Raw genomic sequence first — 26992 nt, forward strand, 5'->3', positions numbered from 1 at the left:
CTCCTACTATTCCTCAGTCTCACTGCTCTCTTCTGCCTCCGCATCTCCAAGAACAGCGCCTAAAAGCTGTTTCTGCACATACGTCTCAACGTCCTCGTACATATATATTTCAACTGACATACTTAATGTATATTCGCTGCTGCCCTCTTTTTGATTCTTCTGCCATGAAAAATCCGTTACTCTCTGTCTGGGGTTCTGGCTGACCGTCACATCCAGCATGGCCTGCAGGTTCTCTCTGGAACCGGTCATATTCATGGTCAGGCTGGCTGTATACATGCCGTCAAATGCGGTATTTTCACTGTTTTCCTGCTCTGTTCCGTATACAAGATCCGAGTAATTGGGAAGCGTGGTGTAAACAGTAAAATCCGGCATTTTAATGTCCATATTGGTGACCTGAATGCCGCAGTTCACTGCAGTATTGGTCATCATACGGTCAATCTCCACACTCTTCATCACCGGGTAGTATTTGTCCTGCATAGCTGCAAGGTCTTTCTGGGACTGCTCCTCCCTGGTTCTGATCCCCGGCAGCGAGACCACCTTCATCTCTTTTTCCTGTTTCTCTATCTCTGCCTCTGTGATCTTCTCACTGAGTTCCTGGGTATCCTCCGCAAGCGGCATAAGAATGCCGACTGTCAGGCCAAGGATAACGAGAACGATTCCCAGCACGATCAGAATTTTTTTATCTCTCTCCGTCACTTTCAGTGTCATTCTTCCGCCTCCCCCTGTACCGGAGCCATGGTGCAGTTTACATTTACACTCCAGTCTCCGTCCTGGTTCTGTGAATATCCCGTGTAATCCACAGACGCAAATATCTCCTCCTCCATGAGAAGTTCAATGAACCGGTTGATCTGCTCTACATTCCCGGCACTGGTATTAAAGCTTAGAATTCCTGTGGTGGAATCATAAGAACTGATCTCCGCGGAGACAAGCCCTTCCGCGCAGGATGTGATCACAGCTTCTACAGAGCTGTCCACAAGGGGATACTCACCAATCTCATCTCCCAGAGATTCCATGCCTGTATGAATGGCAGAAATGGCGGACATTCTCTCCTGAGCCGCATCATATTCCTCACAGGCCTCAAGTACGGATTCCCTTTGATTGTATTCCTCCAGCGCCTTCAGTTCACTGCCCAGCATGATCTTTCTCACCAGAAAAATCAGGGACGCCAGTACCAGCACACCCACAACGGCTCCCACAGGTATGGTGATCTTTCTTCTCGCTTTTCTCTTTTCTATCTGTTCCGGCGTATATTTTAGCTGGGTGACAATATTGCCCCTGGGGTCTGTTTTCAGCATACCGCCTATGGCCAGCGCAAAATTTGCGAAGCTGATATACGGGTCATCCGTCTTTGAGTAGACAAAACTTCCGCCCGTCTCCAACTGTTCCACGCCCAGTTCCGGGTTGATCTGGGCAATCCCGTCCTCATAGACCGCATAATCCTCATCTGTCAGTCCGGCAATGTACACGTCCGTAATTTTCTGGGGGATATTCTGAGCTTTTGCGAACTGCATCAGGTTGTTGGCTGCCCTGGCAGTCTCCACTGCGTATCCCGGAGTTCCCGGTTCTGAGAAGAGACGTTTTTTGTTAAAGGTCTCATATTTTCCATCTACCAGCAGCGCATTGGTCAGGTTCATCTCATCCACAAACTGGACAATACAGGTCTTCCCCTTTAACTGCACCATTTTTTCCAGAAGCCTTATCATGGCTCCGTTGGCACATTCAATGCCTGAAAGCTTTACCCCCAGCTTTGCGAAAAGCTGAGAGAACTGCAGGGCATAGTCCCTGGGCACTGTCATGGCAAATATCTGTCTGATCTTCGCTTTTTTATCCGTCCCATTCAACGGGAAATAGCCGTAAACAGGATTGGAGATTCTCCCCACATCCGTAAATTCACGGCTCAGATATTCCATCATTTTCTTTTCATTCATCACCGGAACCTGAACAACTTTGGAGTTGAACTGGCTGCTGTCCAGCACCAGATACACATCCTTTTTCGGCAGATTCTGCATTTCCCACTGTTCCTTCAGGATATCCAGCAGGGCTTCTTCATCCACAATGGAGCCGTTTACCAGGCATCCTGTGGTATCTATTGTATAGTACATCCCCCGGATATTAACCTTTCCGGAGGAGGATTCGCCTGTGACGATCCTGATATATTTGTTTGATAAATAGACTGTCAGCATTTTGTTTCCCCTTTCTAAGACATGCCTGCAATGGAGTCATAAGAACCGTAAAGGGCACTGAATACGGAAACCATAACAAATGCCACAACTACACCCATGATCAGGAGCATGATGGGCTCCACATAAGAGACCATTTTGCTTATAGCCATATCTGCATCGTATTCCATGGAATCCGCAGTAAAGGAAAGCATGGAATCCAGGCTTCCTGTCTCCTCACCCACTCTTATGGAATCCGATAATTTTCTTACAAATCCATCAATCAGGTCCAGGCCGTCACTCAGATTATTTCCTGCCCGCACAAAGGGGATCACCTGGTCGAACTGGGCATCTATGTAATCATTTCCGATTGTCTTTCTGGCAATCTGCAGTGCCGATACAATAGGGATACCTGCGGAATACAGGGAACTTAAAGTTCTGGCAAATCTGGACGTACAGATTGTCTTCTGCAGCTTTCCGAACAGAGGCACCCAGAGCTTGAATCTATGCCATTTCATACGCACTTTCGGAATGAGCATCAGCGCTCTGACTCCGACCACCAGGAGGATCACAGCTATCAATACCAGAATCCAGTGTTCCTGCAGAAGGTCACTGAATCCCATCAGTATCCTGGTGGATAAGGGAAGTTCATCCATCTGGGCGAACAGCTCTGCAAATTGGGGCAGAACGAATTTGGTCAAGATCAGAACAACTGCCACCACCATAACCCCCAGTATTTTGGGGTATGTCATGGAGCTGGAAATCTTGGCGTTGAGCTTGTGGCTTTTCTCGTAGTGCTCCGCCATCTGCATGGAGACTTTATCCAGATTACCGCTGGTCTCTGCGGAACGATACATATATATCATCAGAGGCGGAAATGCCCCGTTTTGTGCCTCCATAGCATCGGAAAGGGCAATACCCTGGCGAATCTGTCTGAGGATATCCTCATAGACGCCTCTCTCCTTCGGCTTTACGGATTCGCCGTTCGCCATAATATTCAAAGCCCTGACCAGAGTAACACCGGACGCAATCAGAGTCCCCATCTGTCTGGAGAAATCTGCCAGAACCTTTGGCTTAAACTGCCGCATCCCCTTTGAACTCTTAACAGCTTTGGCGGACAGCAGAAAGGCATCCTGCTCATGCAGTTTCTGCTGAAGCTCCGTGTCATCCGCCACGGTCATGATACCTTTTATTACCTTGCCCTCTAAAGTTCTTGCCTTATATTTGTATTGTGCCATAACGCGGCCTCCCATTTACAGAATTAAAAATCCAAGATACCAGGAAATAATCTGTTCCCCATACAAAACTCCCACAGCCATTCCCATACACAGAAACGGGCCGAATGCAAAATGGTCCTTCCTGTCCTTTTTCTTACCTATCAGCAGCCAGATTCCCCATATTCCACCAGCCAATACAGCCAGCACTGTGGATATCAGTGTGATCTTCCACCCCAGAAACGCGCCGCAGGCACCCATCAGCTTCATATCTCCGCCGCCGAAAGCTCCCGGTATGGCTAAAGTCAGAAGAAGCATGGGGACGCTTACACAGACAATTCCTATAAGCCTTGAGATAAGAGATGTTTCCGGCATTGTAAAACAGGCTGCCGCTGCCAGTATGTATACGGCAATCCAGCACCCGTCCTCTATTTCCATGGTGTCCATATCCATAAATGTCACTACAGTCAGAATACAGAAAAACAGGAACACGGTCAATCCGGCAGCCGGTTTTTCCTTATAATACCAGCCGCAGAACAGGGCCGCCGCGCCGCCGAACAGTTCAATGAGCGTATCCCTGGCACCTATTTTCTTCTTACAGTAACGGCACTTTCCGCCCAGGAAAATATAACTGAACAGAGGAATCAGATCCAAAGCCCCCAACTGGTGGCGGCAGGAAGGACAGAAGGAATGTCCTTTGACAAAATCCATTTTTCTGGGAACACGGTAGATGATCACGTTCAGAAAAGAAAATATGCAGGTTCCCATAAAGAATATCACTACAGCAATCATTGCCGGATAACTATTATATACATCCATATCAGCCTCTTTGTTCCAAATTATTTTTTTAGAAGGATGAAGTTATTTTTATTGTACATCAATATTCATCCTCCTAAAAAGACAATTCCGAACAAAATCGCGCCTGTGTGCCTGTAAATGACAAAAAGGGATTTCACCTGGTTTATACCAAACGAAATCCCCTCCTGTTATTGATTTTCATATTGTCGGGTCTTCCGGTAAATTGTCCATGTTCCGGAATCCTTGTCATCTGCTTCGTAGATAACTAAATACTTTCCCTCCTGATATGTCATGCTCAGCACACGGCATTTGGCCTTATCCCAGGAGATGAGATGAATCTCACCTTCCACTCCGGAATAACTCTTCACTTCCTCTTCCGCTTCCTTTGACATACCGCTTTCACGGGAACTGTCTAAAAGCGGCTCCTCCAAACCACTATATTGGATGGAGAGCAATTCTGTGTTCAGGAGCACATTTTTGGCGCTTCTAAATGCAGACCGCATTTGAATCGATTGTTCCCAATACCATAGCGCTGGTGCAAGAACAGCTATGCTGATTAGGAGCGTTAGTAGGGAAATTTTTAGTAGTCTGCGGAATTTTATTTTTTGGGTGAGTGTTTCATAATCTATATTCATTTAAATTATGAAACCTCCTTCTTACGACATATTTTCAAATCATGCACTCTTAATCCGTACTTGTCGTATTTTCCCAACTACCTACCCAACCAGCACCTGGTGTCCATGTTATATAATATTTGCCGTTTTGGTATTGAAAACTCGTAATATCACCATCTTTTTCTTCAGCGTGATATGACTTTGAATTAGCAGTTACACTTGCTATCGCTGTACTTGACACTTTAATGTCACCAACATCTACAAACTTAAAAGCTACAGTCGCCTTTTTTTCATCACTATAATGTTCTGCTACATCTGCCTGAAGCTGTACCAAAAGTGACGCTGCATCAGACTTACAATTAGCCTGATTTGCCTTAGCAACATATTTCGTTACACTCGGCACCATAACCGCCGCCAAAACCAAAATAATAACAATAACAACAATCAATTCCACCAGAGTAAAACCCTTTTTACTCTTTCGATTTTCTCTCAACCTTTTCAACATCCGTGAATCCCTCCATCTTTTTTTATTTGCCACCCACATACCTTGCACCTTACTATGGGTGAAATCCGCGGATAAAACAGCAAAACTGCATTAACTGGCTGTACTATATATATTGTGTTAAATGCTGCTTATATGCCGCAATTACCTGAACTTCTGCATTAATTTATTATATAATTTTTGACTACTTTTGTCAACAAAACCATTAACAATCAAATTAATTATTTCTTAATTTTTGCAAATTTGTAATATTCACTTTATTTCTTATACTTTCATGTCATTTGTTTGCGAAAGAGGTTAAACAAACTTAATTAAATTCCCTAACCACTCACAAAAGACGTATTTTTACCCCTTACTTTAACCCATTCTTTATCATCTCCAGCAATGTTTTCTGTGCCTCTGCAGAATAATACAGCACATCATATTCATTTCCTTTTTCACTTACACGTCTCTCGGCAGTGATTCCCATTTCTTTTCCTTTCTCAGAAGCACGCTGCATGGGAATCCCCCGGAATCCAAATGTTTCCAGATATCCTTCATCCAGCAGTTTCTGCTGCACCGCCTTATTTGTCAGACGCTTCATGGTGCTTTCATCACGCAGTTCATTCAACTTAGCAACCAGCTCGCTGAGTGTCATCTTATCGGCAAACGGAAACGCCTGCTCCATATCTTTTGTCAGAGAAAATTCCTGTTTTCCTTTTGCCTTTCCCTTCTTTTTCTCAGTACCTTTCCCCTCATCATCCATACTATTTTCTATAAAGATTCCCGCTTCCTCTCCAACAATTCCTGCCCCTGTCACATCTTCATTTTCGCCGTCATCCGGCACATGCTCCCTGATACATGCCACAAAACGCTCCCCGTACTTTTCATATTTAAATTCTCCGACGCCGGTAACCGTCAACATTGCACTCCTGGTTCTTGGTTTTACAATGCACATATGCGTCAATGTCTTGTCAGAGAAGACAATATAAGGCGGCACCTTCTCCTCCCTTGCTATCTCCATCCTAAGACTGCGCAGCACCTCGAAGAGCTGTTCATCTGCCTCGGTAAAATCAGCTCCGGCAAGCCCGGCTGCAATTCCTTTTCTGCTCTTTTTCTCCTTCTTCTCCTTTGCCTGATGCTCCTGTTCCTTTGCCATTTTCATAGTGATCTGCGCCTCATCACCCAGAACCTCTTCCGATTTTGCCGTCAGCTTCACAATCGCATACTCATCATTGGTAACCGTGAGGAACTCATTCAGCAGCAGATAATTTATAACCTGTCTCAATTTATATGACGGAACTTTTGCCAGTTCCCCGTAATTGGGATTTTCATTCATCCTGTAATTCCTGATTTTTGCCGTATTCGCACCGTGTACAGTGTCAATAATAACGTTTACCCCATATCTCTGCCTGCTGCTTTTCACACATCCAACAAGCGCTCTGGCAATCTCCGTCACATCCACGGACTCAAACTGGCTCAGACAATTGGAGCAGTTCCCACAGTAATTTTCCCCATACTCTCCAAAATACCGCAGTATGTAATCCCGCAGACACTCATTGGTAAAACAGTAGTATGTCATCTTACGAAGCCTCTCCCTGTCCCGCTCTGCCACCAGCTCCCGGGCCACCGGGTCCAGCTCCTGGTTCTCCTGGCTGTTGTCAATAAAGAGCTGGTTTGTCACAACATCCTGTCCCCCATAGAGTAAAATGCATTCCGCCGGCTCCCCGTCACGCCCGGCACGTCCTGCCTCCTGGTAATAGCTCTCCATGTTCTTCGGCATATTGTAATGCACTACAAATCTCACGTTTGACTTGTCAATTCCCATACCAAACGCGTTTGTCGCCACAATGATCTGATACCTGTCATATATAAAATCGTCCTGGTTCTTCTTTCTCTCCGCGTCCCCAAGGCCTGCATGGTACCGTGTAACGGAAAATCCATCTTCCTTAAGTTTCCCGCACACCTCCTCCACCCCTTTTCTGGTGAGACAGTACACAATGCCGCATTCTCCCGGATGCATCTCCAGATAATTTTTCAGCACTCCATACTTATCCTTCGGAGACTGCACTCCAAAATACAGGTTGGGTCTGTCAAATCCTGTGGTCAGGACCTTTGGATTTTCCAGCAACAGAATATCCATAATATCATCCCGCACCTCCCTGGTGGCCGTAGCAGTAAAGGCACTCACCACCGGCCTTTTGGGCAGTTTCTTAATAAACTCTACGATTTTCAGATAACTTGGTCGAAAATCCTGCCCCCACTGGGAAACGCAGTGCGCTTCATCGACAGCCACCATAGCAATCTTTGCATGAAGGGCAAAATCCAGAAATTCCTCTGTCACCAGCCTCTCCGGTGCCACATAAATAATCGGATATCTCCCCTGCCTGGCAAGCTCAAGTGCCTTATAATACTGGCCAGTTGTCAGTGAACTGTTCAGAAAAGCCGCATGAATCCCCGCCTGATTCAGAGACCCCACCTGGTCCTTCATTAAAGAGATCAGAGGCGAGATCACCAACGTAATGCCATCCATAAGCATAGCCGGAATCTGATATATGAGTGATTTTCCGGCACCTGTCGGCAATATCCCAAGTACGTCCCTTCCGGACAAAATACTGTCGATCAGCGGCTCCTGCCCCTCCCGAAATGTATCGTAACCAAAATATTTTTTCAGTATCTGATATTTATCCATACTGTATCCTCCTGTTATCTGTACATGCCCGCAAACCATATCATTCAGCCGGTAAAAATGCAAGCAAAAACGCCTGTTTCCATTTACTTTTCCATACAATTTATTATAATAAAGTTATAAACTTTGCACGGAACCTGTTTATACACATTCTACTGCCAAATGGACATGGTTTTCCACAAAAAGCAGATAAAATGTGGGAAAGGAGTCTCTATGACTAATGAAACACCCTCATCATCACAAAACCCTCAGGACTTGTTCCGGGAACGTATCAAAAGGGTAGACGATGCCATTGCACTGCAGGAAGGTGACAGGGTTCCATTCGCCCCCTTCAACAGCGCACTTCCCTATTTCCTCTATGGCGGTACCTTCCGTGACAGCATGTATGACTACGAAAAAGCATCTCAGTGTATCCTCCGCTTCTATCAGGATTTCCAGCCCGATGCAGACATCCACCTGGCATTCACCAGCGGCAGGTCCAACGAACTTGCCGGTTCCACCATGATTGACTGGCCCGGAAGGCCCGGAACAAGAGTGCCTGACTTTTCCACCCATCAGGTGATCGAACACGAATATATGTCTCAGGATGAATATCCGGAGTTTATCAATGATTTTATGGGATTTACCCTGCGCAAATACATCCCGCGCGCGTTTCCCAATCTGAAGGGCCTTTCCGGCATTCACTTTGTTCCTTCCATTGTACTGAGCACCACACCCCTGGCTTCCTTCTATTCCCCGGATGTACAGGAGGCGTTTTCCATTCTGGCGAAGATTGGGGAAGAGGATGCAAAAGCTGCTGCGGCCAGCAATGCCCTCTCAGCCCGGATTGCAGCCATGGGAATCCCTCCTATGATGACAGGAGTCGGGGAAGCTCCCTTTGATATTATCGGGGATTATTACAGGGGAACCCTGGGAGCGCTTACGGACCAGATTGAATGCCCGGACATGATAGAAAAGGCCTGTGATATGCTGGCAGACATACAGATAGCCTCCTACGGGTATTTTAAAACTGCTCCCCTCCCTGTGAAACGTGTCTTCTTCCCGCTCCACAAAGGCATGGACGGATTCATGAGCCCCAAACAATATGAAAAACTTTACTGGAATCCGCTGAAAAAGATCATGCTCGCTCTCATAGATATGGGTGTCACGCCTTTTATCTACACAGAAGGAAAATACAACAGCCGCCTGGAACAGCTTGCGGACGTTCCGGCCGGCAAGGTTATTTATCACTTTGAGAGTGTGGATATGGCACAGGCGAAAAAGGTCCTGGGCAATACGGCATGCATCTCCGGCAACATGTCCATTTATCTGCTGGAACACGGAACCAGACAGCAGGTCATTGACGCCTGCAAATCACTCATAGACACCTGTGCCCCAGGCGGCGGGTATATTTTTGATACAAATGGAAGTATTGACAATGCGAAACGCGAAAATATAGAAGCGATGTATGACACCGTACTTACCTACGGCAAGAAGTAAAACGTCCTTTCAGATGCATTTATCATAACACAGCAGGCCCACTGATACAATAAAAAAATGAGAAAATCAGCAGTCTGCAGAAATATAATGCCGCACCGGGTATACTGCCGTTCCCGGTGCGGCGTTTCACAGAATCATTTACATACTATCTACAGATTAGAATACCCCATCAGCGAGGCATCCACTGCCTCTGCCGCCTTCCGTCCTTCCCGGATAGCCCAGACGACCAGGGACTGCCCCCTGTGCATATCCCCCGCAGTGAATATACCGGGTATACTGGTCTCATACTCGCCCGGCTTTGTGGCCACATTGCTCCTCTCGTTCACAGACACGCGAAAGGCTTCCGTCACATACTTCTGGCTCCCCAGAAATCCCGCTGCGATCAGGACAAGCTGTGCCTCGATTACCTCCTCTGTCCCCTTAACAGGAACCATATTCATGCGGCCTGTCTTCTCATCTCTCTTACTCTCCAGCTTAACGGTCACAGCCTTCTGCACATCCCCTTTTTCATCCTTAAGGAACTCCGTCACTGTTGTCTGATATATCCTGGGGTCATGCCCGAACACAGCGATCGCCTCCTGCTGTCCGTAATCCGTCTTACAGACGCGGGGCCACTGGGGCCAGGGATTGCTGTCAGCCCTTGTATCAGGCGCCTTCGGCATCATTTCAAGCTGTGTCACAGATTTCGCACCCAGACGGATGGCTGTTCCCACGCAGTCATTTCCCGTGTCGCCGCCGCCGATCACCAGCACATGTTTTCCCTTTGCAGATATAAACTTATTATCCCTTAAATCAGAATCCAGCAGACTCTTTGTCACGGAAGTAAGAAAATCCACTGCAAAATAAATATTACCCGCATCTCTTCCCGGAACTTTTATATCCCTGGGGTTGGAAGCCCCGCAGCAGAGCACAACCCTGTCATACTCTTTTTGCAGCTCGGACGCCTTAATATCCTTCCCTGCATCCACGCCCGTTTTGAAGACAACGCCCTCTTCCTCCATCAGCCTCACTCTTCTGTCAATTACAGACTTATCCAGCTTCATGTTCGGAATGCCGTAGCGCAGCAGCCCTCCGATTCTGTCGTTCCTTTCAAACACAGTCACCTGATGTCCTCTCCGGTTGAGCTGCTGTGCAGCCGCCAGACCCGAGGGCCCGCTTCCGATGACAGCCACCTTTTTTCCTGTCCTCACTTTTGGAATTTGTGGCTTTACCCATCCCATTTCATATGCCGTCTCAATGATGGCGTGTTCATTTTCCTTAGTCCCCACAGGCTCCCCGTTGAGGTTACAGGTACATGCAGCCTCACACAGCGCAGGGCATACTCTGGACGTAAATTCCGGAAAACTATGTGTTTTTGAAAGGCGCAGATATGCCTGTTCCCAGTTTCCTGTATATACCAGATCATTTGTCTCAGGCACCATATTGTGCAGCGGACACCCGGAAGCCATACCTCCCAATATAGCACCTGACTGACAGAAGGGAATGCCGCACTCCATGCAGCGCGCCCCCTGTTTCTGCTGTTCTTCTCTGGACAGATATTTTTTAAATTCTCTGAAATGCTTAATCCTCTCTTTTGGCTCCTCCATCCGGGCATTTTCTCTGTTATATTCTAAAAATCCTGTAGGCTTTCCCATGACTTACTCTGCCCCTTTCTGACTAAAATTCTCGTTAAACGCTTCCAGTTTTGCCTGTTCCGGCGACATACCCTGCTCTTCCATTCTCGCAGCCAGAGTGGTCATCTTTTTATAGTCATCCGGAATGATCTTTTTGAATTTAGGCAGATACTCCTGAAAATGCGCCAGCACTTCCTGTCCCTTCCCGGAGCCGGTAGCCTCCACATGAGCTTTGATCATATGGTGCAGCTCCTGAATATCCGGCTTTGTCTCCACCTTTTCAATGGAAATCATTTCTTTATTCAAATTTTTGTACAGATCATTTTTCTCGTCCAGCACATAGGCAATACCACCGCTCATTCCTGCAGCAAAGTTCTTGCCCGTTTTTCCCAGCACGACCACACGTCCACCGGTCATATATTCACAGCCGTGCTCTCCCACGCCCTCTACTACAGCACAGGCGCCTGAGTTTCGGACCGCAAAACGTTCCCCTGCCACACCGCCGATATAAGCAGTTCCGCTGGTCGCCCCATAGAGTGCAACATTACCGGTAATAATATTTTCATCTGCCTTATAGTTTCTTTTTTTCGGCGGATACAGTACAATTTTTCCACCGGACAGACCCTTGCCCATGTAGTCATTACAGTCCCCGCACAGCGTCAGGGTAAGTCCTTTTGGAATAAATGCTCCAAAGCTCTGCCCTCCGGCTCCATTACAGGAAACAGTTATGGTATCCTCGGGAAGTCCGTCCTTATGCTGCCTTGTGATCTCCGCACCCAGAATAGTTCCAAATGCCCTGTCCGTGTTGGTCACCTGGATCTCCACACCGGCTTTCTCACCTTTCTCAACCGCTTTTCCCAGCTTTTTCAGCAGCACCTTTTCATCCTTTGTCTCTTCCAGCTTAAAGTCATACACCTGTGCCGGATCAAATGTGACCTTTGCGCCTTTTTTCATATACGGATTATTCAAAATTGCACTTAAATCAATTTGAGAAGCCTTTGGATTCTCGGCATTCTCCTTCACTTTCAGCAGGTCCGTGCGTCCTACCATTTCATCCAGTGTACGGACACCCAGTTTTGCCATGTACTCCCGCAGTTCCTCTGCTATAAAACGCATAAAGTTTACCACGTATTCCGGTCTGCCCTTAAAACGTTTCCTCAGCTCCGGGTTCTGTGTAGCCACACCGACAGGGCATGTATCCAGATTGCAGACACGCATCATGACACATCCCATGGTCACCAGGGGGGCAGTTGCAAATCCAAACTCCTCCGCGCCCAGCAGTGCTGCCACTGCCACATCACGACCGCTCATCAGCTTGCCGTCCGTCTCGATCACAACCCGGTTGCGAAGCCCGTTTTTAAGAAGTGTCTGATGAGTCTCAGCAAGACCAAGCTCCCAGGGAAGCCCTGCATTATGGATAGAACTCTGCGGCGCTGCTCCGGTACCGCCGTCGTATCCGGAGATCAGGATCACCTGCGCACCGGCTTTTGCCACACCTGCTGCCACGGTTCCCACACCTGCCTCAGACACCAGTTTCACGGATATCCTGGCATATTTATTGGCATTTTTCAAGTCATAGATAAGCTCTGCCAGATCCTCAATGGAATAGATATCATGATGCGGCGGGGGAGAGATAAGGCTTACGCCGGGCGTGGAATGCCTGGTCTTTGCAATCCAGGGATAGACTTTCCTTGCAGGCAGGTGTCCTCCCTCGCCGGGCTTTGCTCCCTGCGCCATTTTAATCTGAATCTCCTTTGCACTTACCAGATAACGGCTGGTAACGCCAAAACGCCCGGATGCCACCTGTTTGATCGCGGAACAGCGGTCCACAGCACTTCCCGCACTGTCCAGACGCTCATCACTCTCTCCGCCCTCACCGGTATTGGATTTGCCATGCAGCATATTCATGGCAACAGCAAGAGTCTCATGTGCCTCCTCGGAAATAGATCCATAGGACATTGCACCTGTCTTAAAGCGTTTTACGATATCGTCAACACTTTCCACTTCCTCAAGGGGAATTCCCTTTTCCGGATACCGAAAGTCCATCAGACTCCGCAGATATCCGCTCTGTTCCCTGTCTACCAGTTCCGTATACTGTCTGAACATTTCGTAATCACCGCGTTTTGTGGATTCCTGCAGCATATGGATGGTCTGGGGATCATAGCGGTGCTTCTCCCCCTCACTCCTCATCTTATGGATTCCCATGCTCTCCAGCTCCAGATTCGTTGGCAGTCCCAGCGGGTCAAACGCTTTGGAATGGCGCACCTCCACATCATCTGCAATATCCTTTAGCGTGATTCCGCCCACGCGGCTCACAGTCCCTGCAAAATACTTCCCGATCACTTCCTCTGATATACCAATCGCCTCAAATATCTTAGATCCCTGATAAGACTGAATGGTGGAAATACCCATCTTGGAAGCGATCTTGACAATCCCATGCAGAATGGCATTGTTATAGTCATCCACAGCCGCATAATAATCTTTATCCAGAAGCTTATTATTGATCAGCTCCTTTATGGTATCCTGTGCCAGATAGGGGTTGACCGCACATGCTCCATACCCCAGAAGTGCTGCGAAATGATGCACCTCTCTCGGCTCACCGGATTCCAGAATAATGGCAAGGGATGTTCTCTTCTTTGTCTTTACCAGATACTGATGCACTGCGGAGACTGCCAGAAGTGACGGAATCGGCATATGATTCTCATCAATTCCTCTGTCGGAGAGAACCAGTATATTGGCACCATCCTTGTACGCCTTATCCACCTCCACAAACAGCCTGTCAATGGCTCTGTCCAGACGGGTGCTTTTATAATACGTGATCGGCACCACTGCTACCTTGAAGCCGTCCACCTTCATGTTTTTGATCTTCAGCATATCTGTATTGGTCAGAATCGGATTGTTAACCTTCAATACCTGGCAGTTTTCCGGCTGCTCCTTCAGCAGGTTTCCGTCTTTTCCCACATATACGGTGGTGCTGGTGACAATTTCTTCACGAATAGCGTCAATCGGCGGATTTGTCACCTGTGCAAACAGTTGTTTGAAATAGTTAAACAGAGGCTGATGCTTCTGCGAGAGCACAGCAAGTGGTGTATCTGTTCCCATTGCCGCGATCCCCTCAGAACCATTCAGGGCCATGCTGTAAATAGATTTTCTGTAGTCCTCATAAGTATATCCAAATGCCTTCTGCATTCTGGTGAGCTCTTCCCCTTCATACTCCTCCACCCGGATGTTGGGAATCTTCAGGTCGTGCAGTTCCACCAGGTTACTGTCCAGCCACTCACCGTAAGGTTGTTTTTTTGCGTAAATCTCCTTTATTTCATCATCGCTGAAAATCTGTCCTTTTCTCGTATCGACCAGCAGAATTTTGCCGGGATGCAGACGTTCCTTCAGTACGATCTCCTCCTCCGGCACAGGCATGACCCCCACCTCTGAGGAGAGAATAACATCCCCGTTTTTTGTAATATAATATCTGGACGGGCGAAGCCCGTTTCTGTCAAGAACGGCGCCCATCACATCGCCATCGGAAAAGAGGATAGAAGCCGGACCGTCCCACGGCTCCATCATGGTGGCATAATACTGGTAAAAATCCCTTCTCTCCTGGGAAAGCGTATTATTGTTAGCCCAGGGTTCAGGAATAGCCACCATGACTGCCAGCGGCAGATCCATGCCGTTCATCACAAGAAATTCCAGTGTATTATCCAGCATGGCAGAGTCAGATCCTCTGGTGTCCACCACCGGAAGCACCTTGTGGAGCTGATTCTTCAGATAATCTGACGCCATGGTCTCCTCTCTTGCCAGCATTTTATCAGCATTTCCGCGGATTGTGTTGATCTCCCCGTTATGCACAATAAACCGGTTCGGATGTGCCCGCTCCCAGCTCGGGTTAGTATTGGTACTGAAACGTGAATGCACCATGGCAATGGCTGATTCGTAATCCGTATCCTGCAGATCCGAGAAAAATGTGCGAAGCTGATTTACCAGAAACATGCCCTTATACACAATGGTCCTGCTGGACATGGACACCACGTATGTATTGTCATTGCTCTGCTCAAACACACGGCGGGCAATATATAGTTTTCTGTCAAAAGGAAGCCCTTTCTCCACATGATCCGGTTTTTTAATAAATGCCTGCACTATATTCGGCATGCACTCCAGTGCCTTGTGACCCAGGACCCGGGAACATACAGGCACTTTGCGGTATCCCAGAAACTCCAGCCCCTCCTTCTCCACAATGATCTCAAACATTTTCTTTGCCTGGTTGCATTTCAGTTCATCCTGGGGGAAGAACAGCATGGCAATTCCGTATTCCCGTTCTCCTCCAATCGCAATCCCCTCTTTTTTGCAGGCTTTTTCAAAGAATTTGTGAGAAATCTGAAGCAGAATACCGACGCCGTCACCGGTCTTTCCCTCTGCGTCCTTTCCTGCCCTGTGCTCCAGGTTTTCCACAATCTTCAATGCATTTTCCACGGTTTTGTGGCTCTTAACGCCTTTGCTGTTCACTACGGCTCCGATACCGCAGTTGTCGTGTTCAAATTGCTGCCGATACAGTCCTTCATCTTTTCTCATAGTCAAATCCCTCTGCTTTCTTATATTCAACAGCCGCACACACAAGTCCCGCAAAAAGGGGATGCGCATGATTCGGTCTGGATTTTAATTCGGGGTGTCCCTGTGTTCCGATAAAAAATGGATGGTCCGTGATCTCAATCATCTCCACGATCCTTCCGTCAGGTGAAAGGCCTGCCAATGTCATTCCCTTCTCCTCCAGCCTCTCCCTGTAGTCATTGTTTACCTCATAGCGGTGTCTGTGGCGCTCTGTGATTTTCTCCTTCCCATACAGGGAATAGGATTTCGTTCCTTTTTTCAGCCTGCAGGGGTAAGACCCAAGTCTCAGGGTCCCGCCCAAGTCCTCCACTCCGTTTTGTTCCGGCATGAGCGCAATGACCGGATGCAGGGTATCAGGATTCAGCTCCATGCTGTTGGCATCATGATAACCGAGCACATTTCTGGCAAATTCAATGATCGCGGTCTGCATTCCCAGACAGATTCCCAAAAAGGGAATCTTGTTCTCTCTGGCATATTTCACTGTCAGTATTTTTCCTTCTGTCCCCCTGGTTCCAAAACCGCCCGGAACCAGGATTCCATCCACACCGCCCAGCAGTTCTTCACAACTGTTCTCCGTGATATCTTCAGAATCCACCCAACGGATCTTCACGCTGGCATGCCCTGCGATACCACCGTGCTTTAACGCCTCCGCAACACTTAAATAGGCGTCATGAAGCTGTATATATTTACCTGCAATGGCTATCTCAACCTCTGTATTCGGATGCCGCAGGTCTTCAACCATGGCTTTCCAGTCATCCAGATCAGGTTCAGGGCAGGGCAGGCGCAGACATTCACAAACCACCTGAGCCAGATTTTCTTTTTCCATTGCCAGAGGTGCTTCATAGAGATATTCCACATCCAGGTTCTGCAGTACATGACTTCCCGGTACATTACAGAACAGCGCAATTTTATCTTTGATTTCCCGGGAAATAGGATATTCTGACCGGCACACCAGAATATCCGGCTGCAGTCCCATACCCTGAAGCTCCTTCACGCTTGCCTGGGTAGGTTTTGTCTTCAGCTCCCCGGAAGCCTTCAAATAGGGAATCAGGGTAACATGGATCAAAACCGCGTTCTCATGTCCCACATCATGCTGGAACTGCCGGATTGCCTCCAAAAAAGGCTGGCTCTCAATATCACCTGCCGTTCCTCCCACCTCAATGATAGCGATTCTCTCTTCATCCGGTGTCTTAGCTCGGTAGAAGCATCCCTTTATCTCATTGGTGATATGAGGAATCACCTGCACTGTCCCGCCGCCGTAATCTCCGTGGCGTTCCTTATGCAGAACCGACCAGTATATCTTACCCGTGGTCACATTGGAGTTCTTATCCAGACTTTCATCTATAAACCGTTCATAATGTCCCAGGTCCAGATCCGTTTCTGTCCCATCATCTGTTACGAAAACCTCCCCATGCTGGATCGGATTCATAGTACCGGGGTCCACATTGATGTAGGGGTCAAATTTCTGCATGGTCACCTGATATCCTCTGGCCTTTAAAAGCCGCCCAAGTGACGCCGCTGTAATCCCCTTTCCCAATCCCGACACCACGCCGCCTGTAACAAATACATACTTTACTGCCATCACATTTTCCTCCTGCGTTGCCTGACTTATGGAATAATTACAACATTTTCCACACATCAAAAAGGCGCCGGTAACCTTGATATATAAGGTTTACCGACGCCATTGTCGTTATTTTTCCAATATGCTTTTTACTTCTTCCATTCCTTTTTGCCTGCTTCAAATGAAACACTGCAAAAATTATGGAATTACTATATCTCATTTCTCCGCGTTTGTAAATCCCCAAATTATTTTTTTTCATCAGAGGGTCTCCGGAGGACTTTTCTGCAGCCTCCTCTCATTTTGCAGATGCCTTTTGACATACAGCCCGTGTGGGTCCGGATATAAATCCTCCTATATACCATATTTATCAAACAGCTTCTTCTGATAATCCCGATCCGTAACAGCCCTCTTGATTTGCTTATAAGCCTCATCCCGTTCTGACTGCCGCAGCAATACTTCAATCAACTGATTCACTCGTATTTCTCCCTGCTCAATACCCCTCTCAATTCCCCTCTCAATTCCCTGCGTTTCTCTTTCCTCCAGCATCTCCTCAATTGCAGTACACATATTAACCTCTCCCTTCTCATTTTCTTTTAAATCCTTCAAAGCAGGAACATTCAGAAACTTTGACACCAGCCAGCCTTTTTTTGCATCCAGATGCATGAACTCCCTTTTTCTGGTCTCCAGGAATTTTTTCATCCCTTCTTTATCCTTCAGAAGCGGAAGCAGTTCAAAGACCTCCCGAAGTCCGGTCCTGAAATGACTGCTCTCCACCGTACCGCTGCATACCAGGTTAACCCGGTAATCCTGGATACACGCTGCCCACGGTTCCAGCTCCGGCGGAATATCCAGCATATCATGAAGACACAGCGGCCCATCCCAGCTCTGTTCCTCCCCATAATAAAATACAATCGTGATCACCGGCAGCAGCCTGTCTTCCCTCTTCATTCCGGATAGATACTCTGCTCCCTTTTCCAGCTTTCCCTCCTCTCTTCTCTTTTTTACCATACGCTCTACCTGCCTTGTATAATCCATTGCATCATAGAGCATACAGCGGACCGGCATGGCATAATGTACATTCCTCTGCCCTTCTGCGGCCAATACAACTGCCAGGCAGCTCTCCCGAAGTCCGGACAGTTTCTGCACATCCCGAATTCGTCTGAGTATTACCCGCCTTCCGCCTTCCTTTCCTACACGCATAACTTTCTTTTCGTTTTCCTGCTCCAGCATATCCGGCCTGATAATCTGATTTCCCCCAAACAAGGCACCATTAAATAAATCTGCAAAGATTTCGTTATCCGACAGTACCTCATAGATCTCGTCATCCATGGCTGTCAGTACAATTCCTTTCATAGACCTCCTCCCCGGACAAAAAGTAAAAGGCAGACCACCAGACCACAGGATATCTGTATCCTATACCAATAATATAAACTAAAACACAGTTTATATCAACTTTTACTTTGCATCACACTGCAGTTTCTGCCGTTTTTCTCTTTCGTCCGACAATATACAATTTTATACTTTCTGGATTTTTCGGCAGACCTGCCGCAGATTAAATGAAATGCTCTCCAGATAAACCGATTATACCTTCCTCCCCCCACTCTGTCAATCCCATAAAAATCCACAAAAATTTTCCTTCCGCCTTCCAACGCTCAGTTACCCGGGCATGGGCATCTCCCACGCCCGGGTGACGTCCGTTCTGCATATTTTTTTCAAATACCCCTTGACATTTCCCATTTTCCATGCAATACTACTCACCATAAAGCAAAGGCGCTTTGGATTCCCCATCCAAGGCGCCCTTTTTGTTTGCTCATTTATACCCCAAAATAAATCTCGAAAGGAGTGCTGTGAATATGCCAAAAGATATTCCCACACTATATGGAAGCCTGGTTTTCAGCGACAAAGTGATGCGCAACAAACTCCCGAAGGACGTATACAAAGCCCTTCACAAAACCATTCAAAATGGAACCCACCTGGAACTGGACGTAGCCAATTCCGTAGCTGTAGCCATGAAAGAATGGGCCGTAGAAAACGGCGCCACACACTTTACCCACTGGTTCCAGCCCATGACCGGCTATACCGCTGAAAAACACGACAGCTTCATATCACCCAATGGAAGCGGTGAAGTCATCATGGAATTTTCCGGCAAAGAACTGGTAAAAGGAGAACCCGATGCGTCCAGTTTCCCCTCAGGCGGCCTGCGTGCCACATTTGAAGCAAGAGGTTACACAAACTGGGACCCTACATCGCCAGCTTTTATCAAAGATAACACACTTTACATACCAACAGCATTTTGTTCCTTCAGCGGAGAAGCACTGGATAAAAAAACGCCCCTGCTCCGCTCCATGGAAGCGTTGAATAAAGAAGCCGTTAAAATGCTCCATCTCCTTGGCAACAAGGAAATAACCAGTGTCTCCACCACGGTAGGACCGGAACAGGAATACTTCCTTGTCCCTAAAGAGCTTTACGAAAAAAGACGGGATCTCATCTTTACAGGCAGAACACTGTTCGGTGCCCCTGCCCCCAAAGGCCAGGAAATGGAGGACCACTACTTTGGTGCTCTGAAACCGAGAATTGCCGCCTACATGCATGAACTGGATGAGGAACTATGGAAACTGGGCATTCCGGCCAAGACAAAACACAACGAAGTGGCTCCTGCCCAGCACGAACTGGCCCCTGTTTTCGATACTGCCAACGTGGCGGTTGACCACAACCAGCTCACCATGGAAATCATGAAAAAAACAGCGGAGAAGCACGGCCTTGTCTGCCTTCTCCATGAAAAACCCTTCGACGGCATCAACGGAAGCGGCAAGCACAACAACTGGTCCATGTCAACCAACACAGGTATCAACCTGCTGGACCCGGGCAAAACTCCTGCCGAAAACATTCAATTCCTGGTATTTCTTATGGCTGTGATCAAAGCAGTGGATGACTACGCAGACCTTATGCGTGTATCTGCTGCCAGCGCCGGCAATGACCATCGTCTCGGCGGCAACGAAGCACCTCCTGCCATCGTCTCCATCTTCATCGGCGATGAGCTGGAAAGTGTACTGAAATCTATTGAGGAGGACGCTTACTTCGGAAAGGCCCATCCCGTACAGTTGGAAACCGGTGCACATGTACTGCCTCACTTTACCAAGGACACTACAGACAGAAACCGCACCTCGCCTTTTGCCTTCACGGGCAACAAATTTGAATTTCGTATGCTGGGCTCCGCCGCGTCTGTGGCAAATCCCAATATGGTTCTGAACACCGCTGTGGCAGAGGCTCTGTCCCAGTTCTACAATGAACTGAAAGACACTGCGCCGGAGGAAATGGAGCATGCCGTCCATGAACTGATCAAACGCGCAGTCAAAAAGCATAAAAAAGTTATTTTCAACGGTAACGGCTACACAGAAGATTGGGTAAAAGAGGCAGAATCCAGAGGACTTTACAACCTGGTTTCTACACCTGAAGCCCTTCCCCGCTTTATTGCCGATAAAAATCTGGATTTGTTTATCAAACACGGTGTATTTACCAGGGAGGAGATTTTCTCCCGCTATGAGATTCTTCTGGAGACCTATTCCAAAACCGTTGCCATCGAATCCAAAACCATGCAGGAAATGCTCATAAAAGATTTTCTCCCGGCAGTCAACCGCTACGCCGCTGCTGCTGCCAAACAGGTATCCGATAAAAAAGCTCTGCTTGCGGAACTCTCCACTACATCTGAGGAAGCCCTGGTGTCAAACCTGACTGAAATCTCCAACCGTATTGCAGCCGGTGTAACCACCTTAAAAGAGGCAACCGCCAAAGCTGAATCTACAGTGGATATGCAGAAGCAGGCTGACCTGTTCCTCACTGAAGTTCTTCCTGTAATGGAAGAGCTGAAGAACGCTGCAAATGAAGCAGAAATAAAAATTCCTGATGAAATACTTCCATATCCGACCTATGACCATCTGTTATTTTACGTCTAAGGAGACAGCCCCATGGAATTACAGTCAGATATGGAAATAAAAGAAGCCTGCGGTGTATTTGGCATCTTTAATCCAAACGGTGAGGATGCTGCGTCATCCATTTACTACGGCCTCTGCTCTCTGCAGCACCGGGGCCAGGAATCCTGCGGCATCGCTGTTTGTGATACCAAAGGTCCCAAAGGCAACATGAATACTCACAAAGGAATGGGGCTGGTAAGTGAAGTCTTTAAGGATGATATCCTCGAGAAGCTTCACGGTAATCTGGGTATCGGCCACGTCCGTTATTCCACCACAGGGGCTGCCACTCTTTCAAACGCGCAGCCTCTGGTATTGAATTACATTAAGGGAACACTTGCTCTGGCCCATAACGGGAATCTGGTGAACACTCAGGACCTCAGATGTGAACTGGAACAAACCGGAGCAATATTCCATACAACCACGGATTCGGAAGTCATCGCTTACTGCATCGCCAGGGAAAGAGTCCGCACTCACAATGTAGAAGAGGCAATTCTGCATACGGCAAAAAAAATACGCGGAGCCTATGGACTGGTCATTGCCAGCCCCAGAAAGCTGATAGGCGTCCGTGACCCTCTTGGCCTGAAGCCGCTCTGCCTTGGCAAACGTGATTCATCTTATATCATTGCTTCCGAGAGCTGCGCCCTCTCTGCAATCGGCGCAGAATTTATCCGTGATATCCGTCCGGGTGAGATTCTCACCATCACGGCGGATGGCATTACCTCCAACTGCCAGCTATGCCAGGAGACTCATGCACACTGCATTTTTGAGTACATCTATTTTGCGCGGCTGGACAGTACCCTGGACGGCGTCAATATCTATGATGCCCGCATCCGTGCAGGCGCAGCCCTTGCGGCGGCATATCCTGCAGATGCAGACCTTGTGACCGGCGTCCCGGATTCCGGGATTCCGGCAGCTAAAGGCTATTCGGAAGCGTCAGGGATTCCATTTGCATTAGCCTTTTATAAAAACAGCTATGTGGGAAGAACCTTCATCAAACCGACACAAAAAGAGCGTGAATCAAGCGTCCGGCTGAAATTAAATGTTTTAGAACCTGTTGTGCGGGATAAACGTATTATCCTTGTTGACGACTCCATCGTCCGCGGCACAACCATAGCGAACCTCATCCGTATGCTGAAAAAAGCCGGAGCAAAAAGCGTTCATGTTCGTGTCAGCTCTCCACCGTTTCTGTATCCTTGTTACTTTGGAACAGATATTCCATCCAACAAACAGTTAATTGCTTCTTCCCACACAGCTAATGAGATCTGCGCCATGATCGGTGCCGATTCCCTGGGTTATATGAACCCACGGGACCTGCAGTCCATGGTGGGAAAACTGCCTCTGTGCAAAGCCTGCTTTGACAGCCATTATCCCATGGATATCACAGGCCATACAGCAGACAACAAACAATAGATAATCTATACCTGTTTCCTGCTGTTATCAACAGTAATTGCGGAGATGCGCGGTCATTTCCCGTGGCCGTCATTTTCCGATTACATATATCACATTTTTCTTTATGCAAAGGTGCGTATTTTCAGAGTCTCCCATAACTCTTAAATACGCACCTTTTTTGTTTTTATTCTGGGAAGGAAAATGTAAAAACTTGAAAAAGGAAGGAGATATTTTTATGAGTGATTTTTCATCTGTAAACACGATCTGGGTACTTTTAGGCGCCGCACTGGTCTTCTTTATGCAGGCAGGCTTTGCCATGGTGGAGACCGGTTTTACACGGGCCAAAAACGCCGGCAATATTATTATGAAAAACCTGATGGATTTCTGTATCGGTACCCCTGCCTTCTGGCTGGTGGGCTTTGGTATTATGTTCGGCTCCCGCAGCGGCTTTTTCGGTTCCGTGGCAGGCATTGCCTCTGAATCCAATTACGGCACAGCCATGCTTCCGGACGGTGTTCCGTTCTGGGCATTCCTGATCTTTCAGACTGTTTTCTGTGCAACCTCCGCAACCATTGTCTCAGGTGCCATGGCTGAGAGGACCAAATTTTCATCTTACTGCATTTACAGCCTTCTCATCAGCTTGGTGGTATACCCCATCTCCGGTCATTGGATCTGGGGCGGCGGCTGGCTGGCACAGATGGGATTCCATGACTTTGCAGGTTCCTGCGCGGTTCATATGGTAGGCGGAATTGCTGCCCTTGTAGGTGCCAAAATTCTTGGCCCCCGTATTGGCAAATACTCAAAAAGCGGCAAATCAAAAGCTATCCCGGGCCACAATCTGACTGTAGGCGCCTTAGGTGTCTTTATTCTCTGGTTCTGCTGGTTTGGATTCAACGGTGCCTCCACGGTATCTATGGAGGGCGATGCCATTGTCTCTGCCGGAAAAATATTTGTCACAACCAACCTTGCCGCTGCTGTGGCGACCGTTACAGTCATGTGCATTACATGGATCATGTATAAAAAACCGGATGTTTCCATGTCACTGAATGGTACGCTGGCAGGACTTGTAGCCATCACGGCAGGCTGTGACACCGTTTCCCCCACATCCGCTGCTGTCATTGGCATTCTGGCCGGATTCGTGGTTGTATTCGGTATTGAATTTATTGATAAAATCTGTAAAATTGATGACCCTGTGGGCGCTGTCGGCGTTCACGGTATGTGCGGTGCACTGGGAACCCTCTGCGTGGGCCTTTTCTCAGACGGTGCAGGCACGCAAGCCAAAGGACTTTTAGTTGGCGGCGGTTTCCATCAGTTAGGTGTACAGTTCATCGGCTTCCTTGCAACTGCAGCCTGGGTTGTTGTGACTATGATTGTTATTTTCCAGGCAATCAAACACACCGTCGGCCTCCGCGTATCCGCTGATGAGGAGATTGCGGGACTGGATATCAGGGAACACGGACTTACCAGCAGCTACGCTGACTTTGTAACACAGGATTCCATGGGCACAGTTCCAAGCGTCATGGGCACAGCCAAAAAATACACCCCGGCATCAGAAGGCTCCTCTGCCACGCAGGCACCTGCCGAAGTACCAGGGGAATTTCCAAAAGAAGGAACCACAGTACACAAACTCACAAAAGTGGTCATTATCACAAGACGCAGCAAGCTGGAAGACTTTATGCACGCCATGAATGAAATCGGAGTGACTGGTATTACTATCACCAACGTACTGGGCTGTGGAATCCAGAAAGGCTCCACCACCTATTACAGGGGTGTTGAGATGGATATGAATCTTCTTCCAAAAGTCAAGATAGAGATTGTCGTCAGTCTTGTTCCTGTCCAGAAAGTGATTGATACTGCAAAAACGATTCTTCATACCGGGCAGATTGGAGACGGCAAGGTATTCATATATGATATAGAAAATGTAGTTAAAATCCGTACAGGAGAGGAAGGTTTCCTGGCACTTCAGGACACTTCACCTGAGGAGTAAAATATAACTTTCCACAAAATAGTCCCGCCGGACAGCATCCGGCGGGACTATTGCGTGTACCTGTTGTTCATTATCTGCGGTTCATTTTCTTTCTCTTAGCAGAAACCACTACTGCAAATACAGCGCCTGCGGAGAGAACTGCCAGCATCAGATAGCCTGCCATGTTCATGGTATCTCCCGTCTTCGGAACTGTCTTGGTCAGTTTCTTAAATGTTACGGAAATCTTGTGGTTTGCGCTCACATCCTCAAATGTGTACTTGCTGTTTTTCACGGTAACAGCCTTGCCATCCACAGTAACCTGGGAAATCTGGTATCCCTTGTTTGGAGTGATGGTGAATGTCGCGTCATTGCCTTCCATAACTTTAACGCTGCCGGAAGGAGAAATCTTACCATTGGAACCTGCGGATGCAGTGATCGTATACTGTTCTTTTACGCTGAAAGGAACTGTAATGGTCTTCTTCTCAACAGCCATATCTGTCCAGCCTTTTTCTGTATACTCTTCCAACTGGAACACTACCTGAAGTTCCATTTTTCCTGCTTTATTCAATGTCAACTTCGCGGTATACGGAGATTTTTTCCAGGTACCCTTTGCAGAAGCACCCCATTTCCAGCTCTCAGGAACCCATCTGGTATCCTGTGATTCCGGTTTCTGATTGTCCATGCCGTTTCCGTTTGCTGCAATATTTACAACAGCATTTTTGTCATAGACGCCGTTTACTTCGATGCCCGTCACGCTGGAACCCTCGAATGTGATAATTGTCTTTGCGGATGAGCTGCTGCTCACCTTGCTCTCCATTGCCTCATCGGGGTTATATTTTACTCTTGTCACAAAAGAATATCTTGTGTTTGGTTTTAATCCGCTGAAAACTTCGCTGTCCTGCCATTTTACAGGATTTCCGTTTTCAAGCACTGCATATTCCTGACCGTTTACGGCTCTGAGGGTAATGCTGTTTTCTGTCCTTCCGATGCAGACCGGAGCTTCAGGAGCCGCTGCTGCTGCCTTTTTGGTCGTAACTTTCAGAACATCGCTGACAGGGCTTTCCATCTGTTTGTCTTTGTCAAATTTGACACGTGTAACAAACTTATATTCTTTGCCTGCTGTCAGTCCCTTGAATTCGCCTGTACTGTTCCAACTGATATCGCCGCTGTCCAGATATACGCCGTATTCCAGGTCTGCTGTGGAGGTATCAAGTTTAATCGTTGTGTCTGTCTTTTCCGCAAGCTTCGGAGCTGCTTTCGGCTTATCTGCCGCTGCCTTTAATGTGTGTACCTCTGCTGCTACACTCCAGTCACTGTCAGAATATGGTTTATCAGCTTTATCGTTACCCTTGATCATAACATAAGCCAGATAATCTGTGTCAGGCTTCAGGTCCTTGAACTCACCGGTATCATTGGTCAGCTCCACTTCTTTTGCCTTGCTGTCCTTTAATGCCAGCTTATAACTGTAAGTATACTTGTCGGCGTCACTGCCAGGTTTCAGCACAACACTTGTGTCTGTCACTTTTTCAACAAGAGGTTTCTCTGGTGTATCCGCTTTTTGCGGCGTATTCTTGTCAGTATTGGTATTTGTCGAATTGTGTATCTCATTGTCTTTATTTACCAAGGCATTATTCTGCTGTTGGTGGCTCTTAGAGGTATCTCCCTTCGGCTCTTCCTTTTTATCCCCGTCTGTTTTTGGTGGATCGAGGCTGTCAGATGGTGGATTTACTGCCGTGTTATTATCTATGGCCGGCGTTTCATCCAGCGTATTTCCCATATCTGTCGGTGGGTTTACATCACCACTGCCATCCGGTTTGTTGGTATCATCCGGTTTCTGTGTCTCGTCTGGTTTTTCCGTCCCGTCCGGCACATTTACTTTATTGCCTTCTACACCGGTATTCGTCTGATCTGTTCCCTCAGGTTTTTGAATTTCAGTGTTTAAACTGTCATCCTGCGGTTTATTAGTTTCTGCATTTTTATCTGTATCATCTGTCTTTGGCGTTTCCTCAACTTTTGGAGTTTCATTCTTTACCTCTTCCTGCTTTGGAGTCTCCGCCTGTATTGCTGCAGCTTCTGTTTTTACTTTCAGCTGATCTGCATCCTGTACTGTCTCTGCATCTTTTGTCTTCTGGGCAAATACATACTCCGTCTCAGCCTTCAGTCCTGTAAATGAAACTGTCTTTGCCGTCTTATCATACTGTTTATCTTCTGCCCATTTCCATGTGCTTCCATTTTCCTGAATGCCGTATACATACCCCTCTTTTGTCTTCAGGGTCACGCTGTCCGCCGTCTTCTTGGACAGTTCCGGTTTTCCTGCTGCCTCTGTGCTCTTGCCCGTCCCCTCTTCCGCTGCGGAAACATAAACGGTTGCCATGGAAAATACCATGATAAAAGTAAGAAACATCGCCAGCATTCTTTTCACTTTACGCTTCATAATCTTTCACCTCTTTCATTCA

At 47.6% G+C, this 26992-nt stretch carries 17 protein-coding genes; 4 read left to right on the forward strand and 13 right to left on the reverse strand.

The features are described from left to right. Window positions 1-6 precede the first annotated feature (6 nt). From MUB35_RS04830 to recQ, 7 genes are all read right to left on the reverse strand, one after another. Window positions 7-708 carry a hypothetical protein gene (locus MUB35_RS04830; RefSeq protein WP_033140684.1) on the reverse strand — a complete coding sequence of 234 codons (702 nt, stop codon included), beginning with the start codon at window positions 706-708 and terminating at the stop codon, window positions 7-9. Further along, entirely contained in the window at window positions 705-2183 is a 1479-nt protein-coding gene (locus tag MUB35_RS04835; RefSeq protein WP_033140685.1) for a hypothetical protein, read from the reverse strand. The genes MUB35_RS04830 and MUB35_RS04835 overlap by 4 nt, the downstream gene beginning before the upstream one ends. Window positions 2184-2197: 14 nt before the next feature. Beyond that, window positions 2198-3397 carry a type II secretion system F family protein gene (locus tag MUB35_RS04840; protein WP_033140686.1) on the reverse strand — a complete coding sequence of 400 codons (1200 nt, stop codon included), beginning with the start codon at window positions 3395-3397 and terminating at the stop codon, window positions 2198-2200. A gap of 15 nt (window positions 3398-3412) precedes the next feature. Then, window positions 3413-4192 carry a prepilin peptidase gene (locus tag MUB35_RS04845; protein WP_033140687.1) on the reverse strand — a complete coding sequence of 260 codons (780 nt, stop codon included), beginning with the start codon at window positions 4190-4192 and terminating at the stop codon, window positions 3413-3415. A gap of 167 nt (window positions 4193-4359) precedes the next feature. Further along, window positions 4360-4674 carry a hypothetical protein gene (locus MUB35_RS04850; protein WP_033140688.1) on the reverse strand — a complete coding sequence of 105 codons (315 nt, stop codon included), beginning with the start codon at window positions 4672-4674 and terminating at the stop codon, window positions 4360-4362. 181 nt (window positions 4675-4855) lie between these two features. Further along, window positions 4856-5290, reverse strand: a complete 435-nt coding sequence (locus MUB35_RS04855) for a prepilin-type N-terminal cleavage/methylation domain-containing protein (protein ID WP_054353128.1) — start codon at window positions 5288-5290, stop codon at window positions 4856-4858. A gap of 349 nt (window positions 5291-5639) precedes the next feature. After that, entirely contained in the window at window positions 5640-7958 is a 2319-nt protein-coding gene (gene recQ, locus MUB35_RS04860; protein WP_186971031.1) for a DNA helicase RecQ, read from the reverse strand. Between the two features lie 210 nt (window positions 7959-8168). Between recQ and MUB35_RS04865 the strand changes: the two genes are divergently transcribed. After that, window positions 8169-9434, forward strand: a complete 1266-nt coding sequence (locus tag MUB35_RS04865) for a uroporphyrinogen decarboxylase family protein (RefSeq protein WP_054353127.1) — start codon at window positions 8169-8171, stop codon at window positions 9432-9434. Window positions 9435-9583: 149 nt separating this feature from the next. Here the strand turns inward: MUB35_RS04865 and MUB35_RS04870 are convergent, their stop codons facing one another. The 5 genes from MUB35_RS04870 to MUB35_RS04890 all read right to left on the reverse strand — a co-directional run bounded on the left by MUB35_RS04870 (window position 9584) and on the right by MUB35_RS04890 (window position 18563). Further along, a complete protein-coding gene (locus tag MUB35_RS04870; protein WP_033140690.1) occupies window positions 9584-11068 on the reverse strand; it encodes a glutamate synthase subunit beta in 1485 nt (494 codons plus the stop codon). 3 nt (window positions 11069-11071) lie between these two features. Next, on the reverse strand, window positions 11072-15613 hold the full coding sequence (gene gltB, locus MUB35_RS04875; protein ID WP_186971032.1) for a glutamate synthase large subunit: 4542 nt from the start codon (window positions 15611-15613) through the stop codon (window positions 11072-11074). After that, window positions 15600-17231 (reverse strand): CTP synthase, encoded by a 1632-nt coding sequence (locus MUB35_RS04880; RefSeq protein ID WP_186971033.1) that lies wholly within the window; start codon window positions 17229-17231, stop codon window positions 15600-15602. The genes gltB and MUB35_RS04880 overlap by 14 nt, the downstream gene beginning before the upstream one ends. A gap of 37 nt (window positions 17232-17268) precedes the next feature. Next, window positions 17269-17469 (reverse strand): hypothetical protein, encoded by a 201-nt coding sequence (locus MUB35_RS04885; RefSeq protein ID WP_148392044.1) that lies wholly within the window; start codon window positions 17467-17469, stop codon window positions 17269-17271. Window positions 17470-17561: 92 nt separating this feature from the next. Continuing rightward, window positions 17562-18563, reverse strand: coding sequence for an Rpn family recombination-promoting nuclease/putative transposase (locus tag MUB35_RS04890; RefSeq protein WP_244783581.1), 1002 nt, complete (start codon window positions 18561-18563; stop codon window positions 17562-17564). A gap of 500 nt (window positions 18564-19063) precedes the next feature. Between MUB35_RS04890 and MUB35_RS04895 the strand changes: the two genes are divergently transcribed. From MUB35_RS04895 to MUB35_RS04905, 3 genes are all read left to right on the forward strand, one after another. Beyond that, window positions 19064-21163 (forward strand): glutamine synthetase III family protein, encoded by a 2100-nt coding sequence (locus MUB35_RS04895; protein ID WP_103731562.1) that lies wholly within the window; start codon window positions 19064-19066, stop codon window positions 21161-21163. 12 nt (window positions 21164-21175) lie between these two features. Then, entirely contained in the window at window positions 21176-22591 is a 1416-nt protein-coding gene (purF, locus tag MUB35_RS04900; protein WP_033143936.1) for an amidophosphoribosyltransferase, read from the forward strand. 214 nt (window positions 22592-22805) lie between these two features. Continuing rightward, window positions 22806-24557: an ammonium transporter gene (locus tag MUB35_RS04905; protein ID WP_033143937.1), complete on the forward strand. Its 1752-nt coding sequence runs from the start codon at window positions 22806-22808 to the stop codon at window positions 24555-24557. A gap of 70 nt (window positions 24558-24627) precedes the next feature. Here MUB35_RS04905 and MUB35_RS04910 read toward each other — a convergent pair whose 3' ends face one another. After that, window positions 24628-26970, reverse strand: a complete 2343-nt coding sequence (locus MUB35_RS04910) for an InlB B-repeat-containing protein (protein ID WP_186971192.1) — start codon at window positions 26968-26970, stop codon at window positions 24628-24630. Between the last annotated feature and the right edge of the window lie 22 nt (window positions 26971-26992).

The sequence above is a fragment of the Blautia sp. NSJ-175 genome, from assembly GCF_022867815.1.
GTDB classification, from domain to species: Bacteria; Bacillota; Clostridia; order Lachnospirales; family Lachnospiraceae; genus Blautia; species Blautia celeris.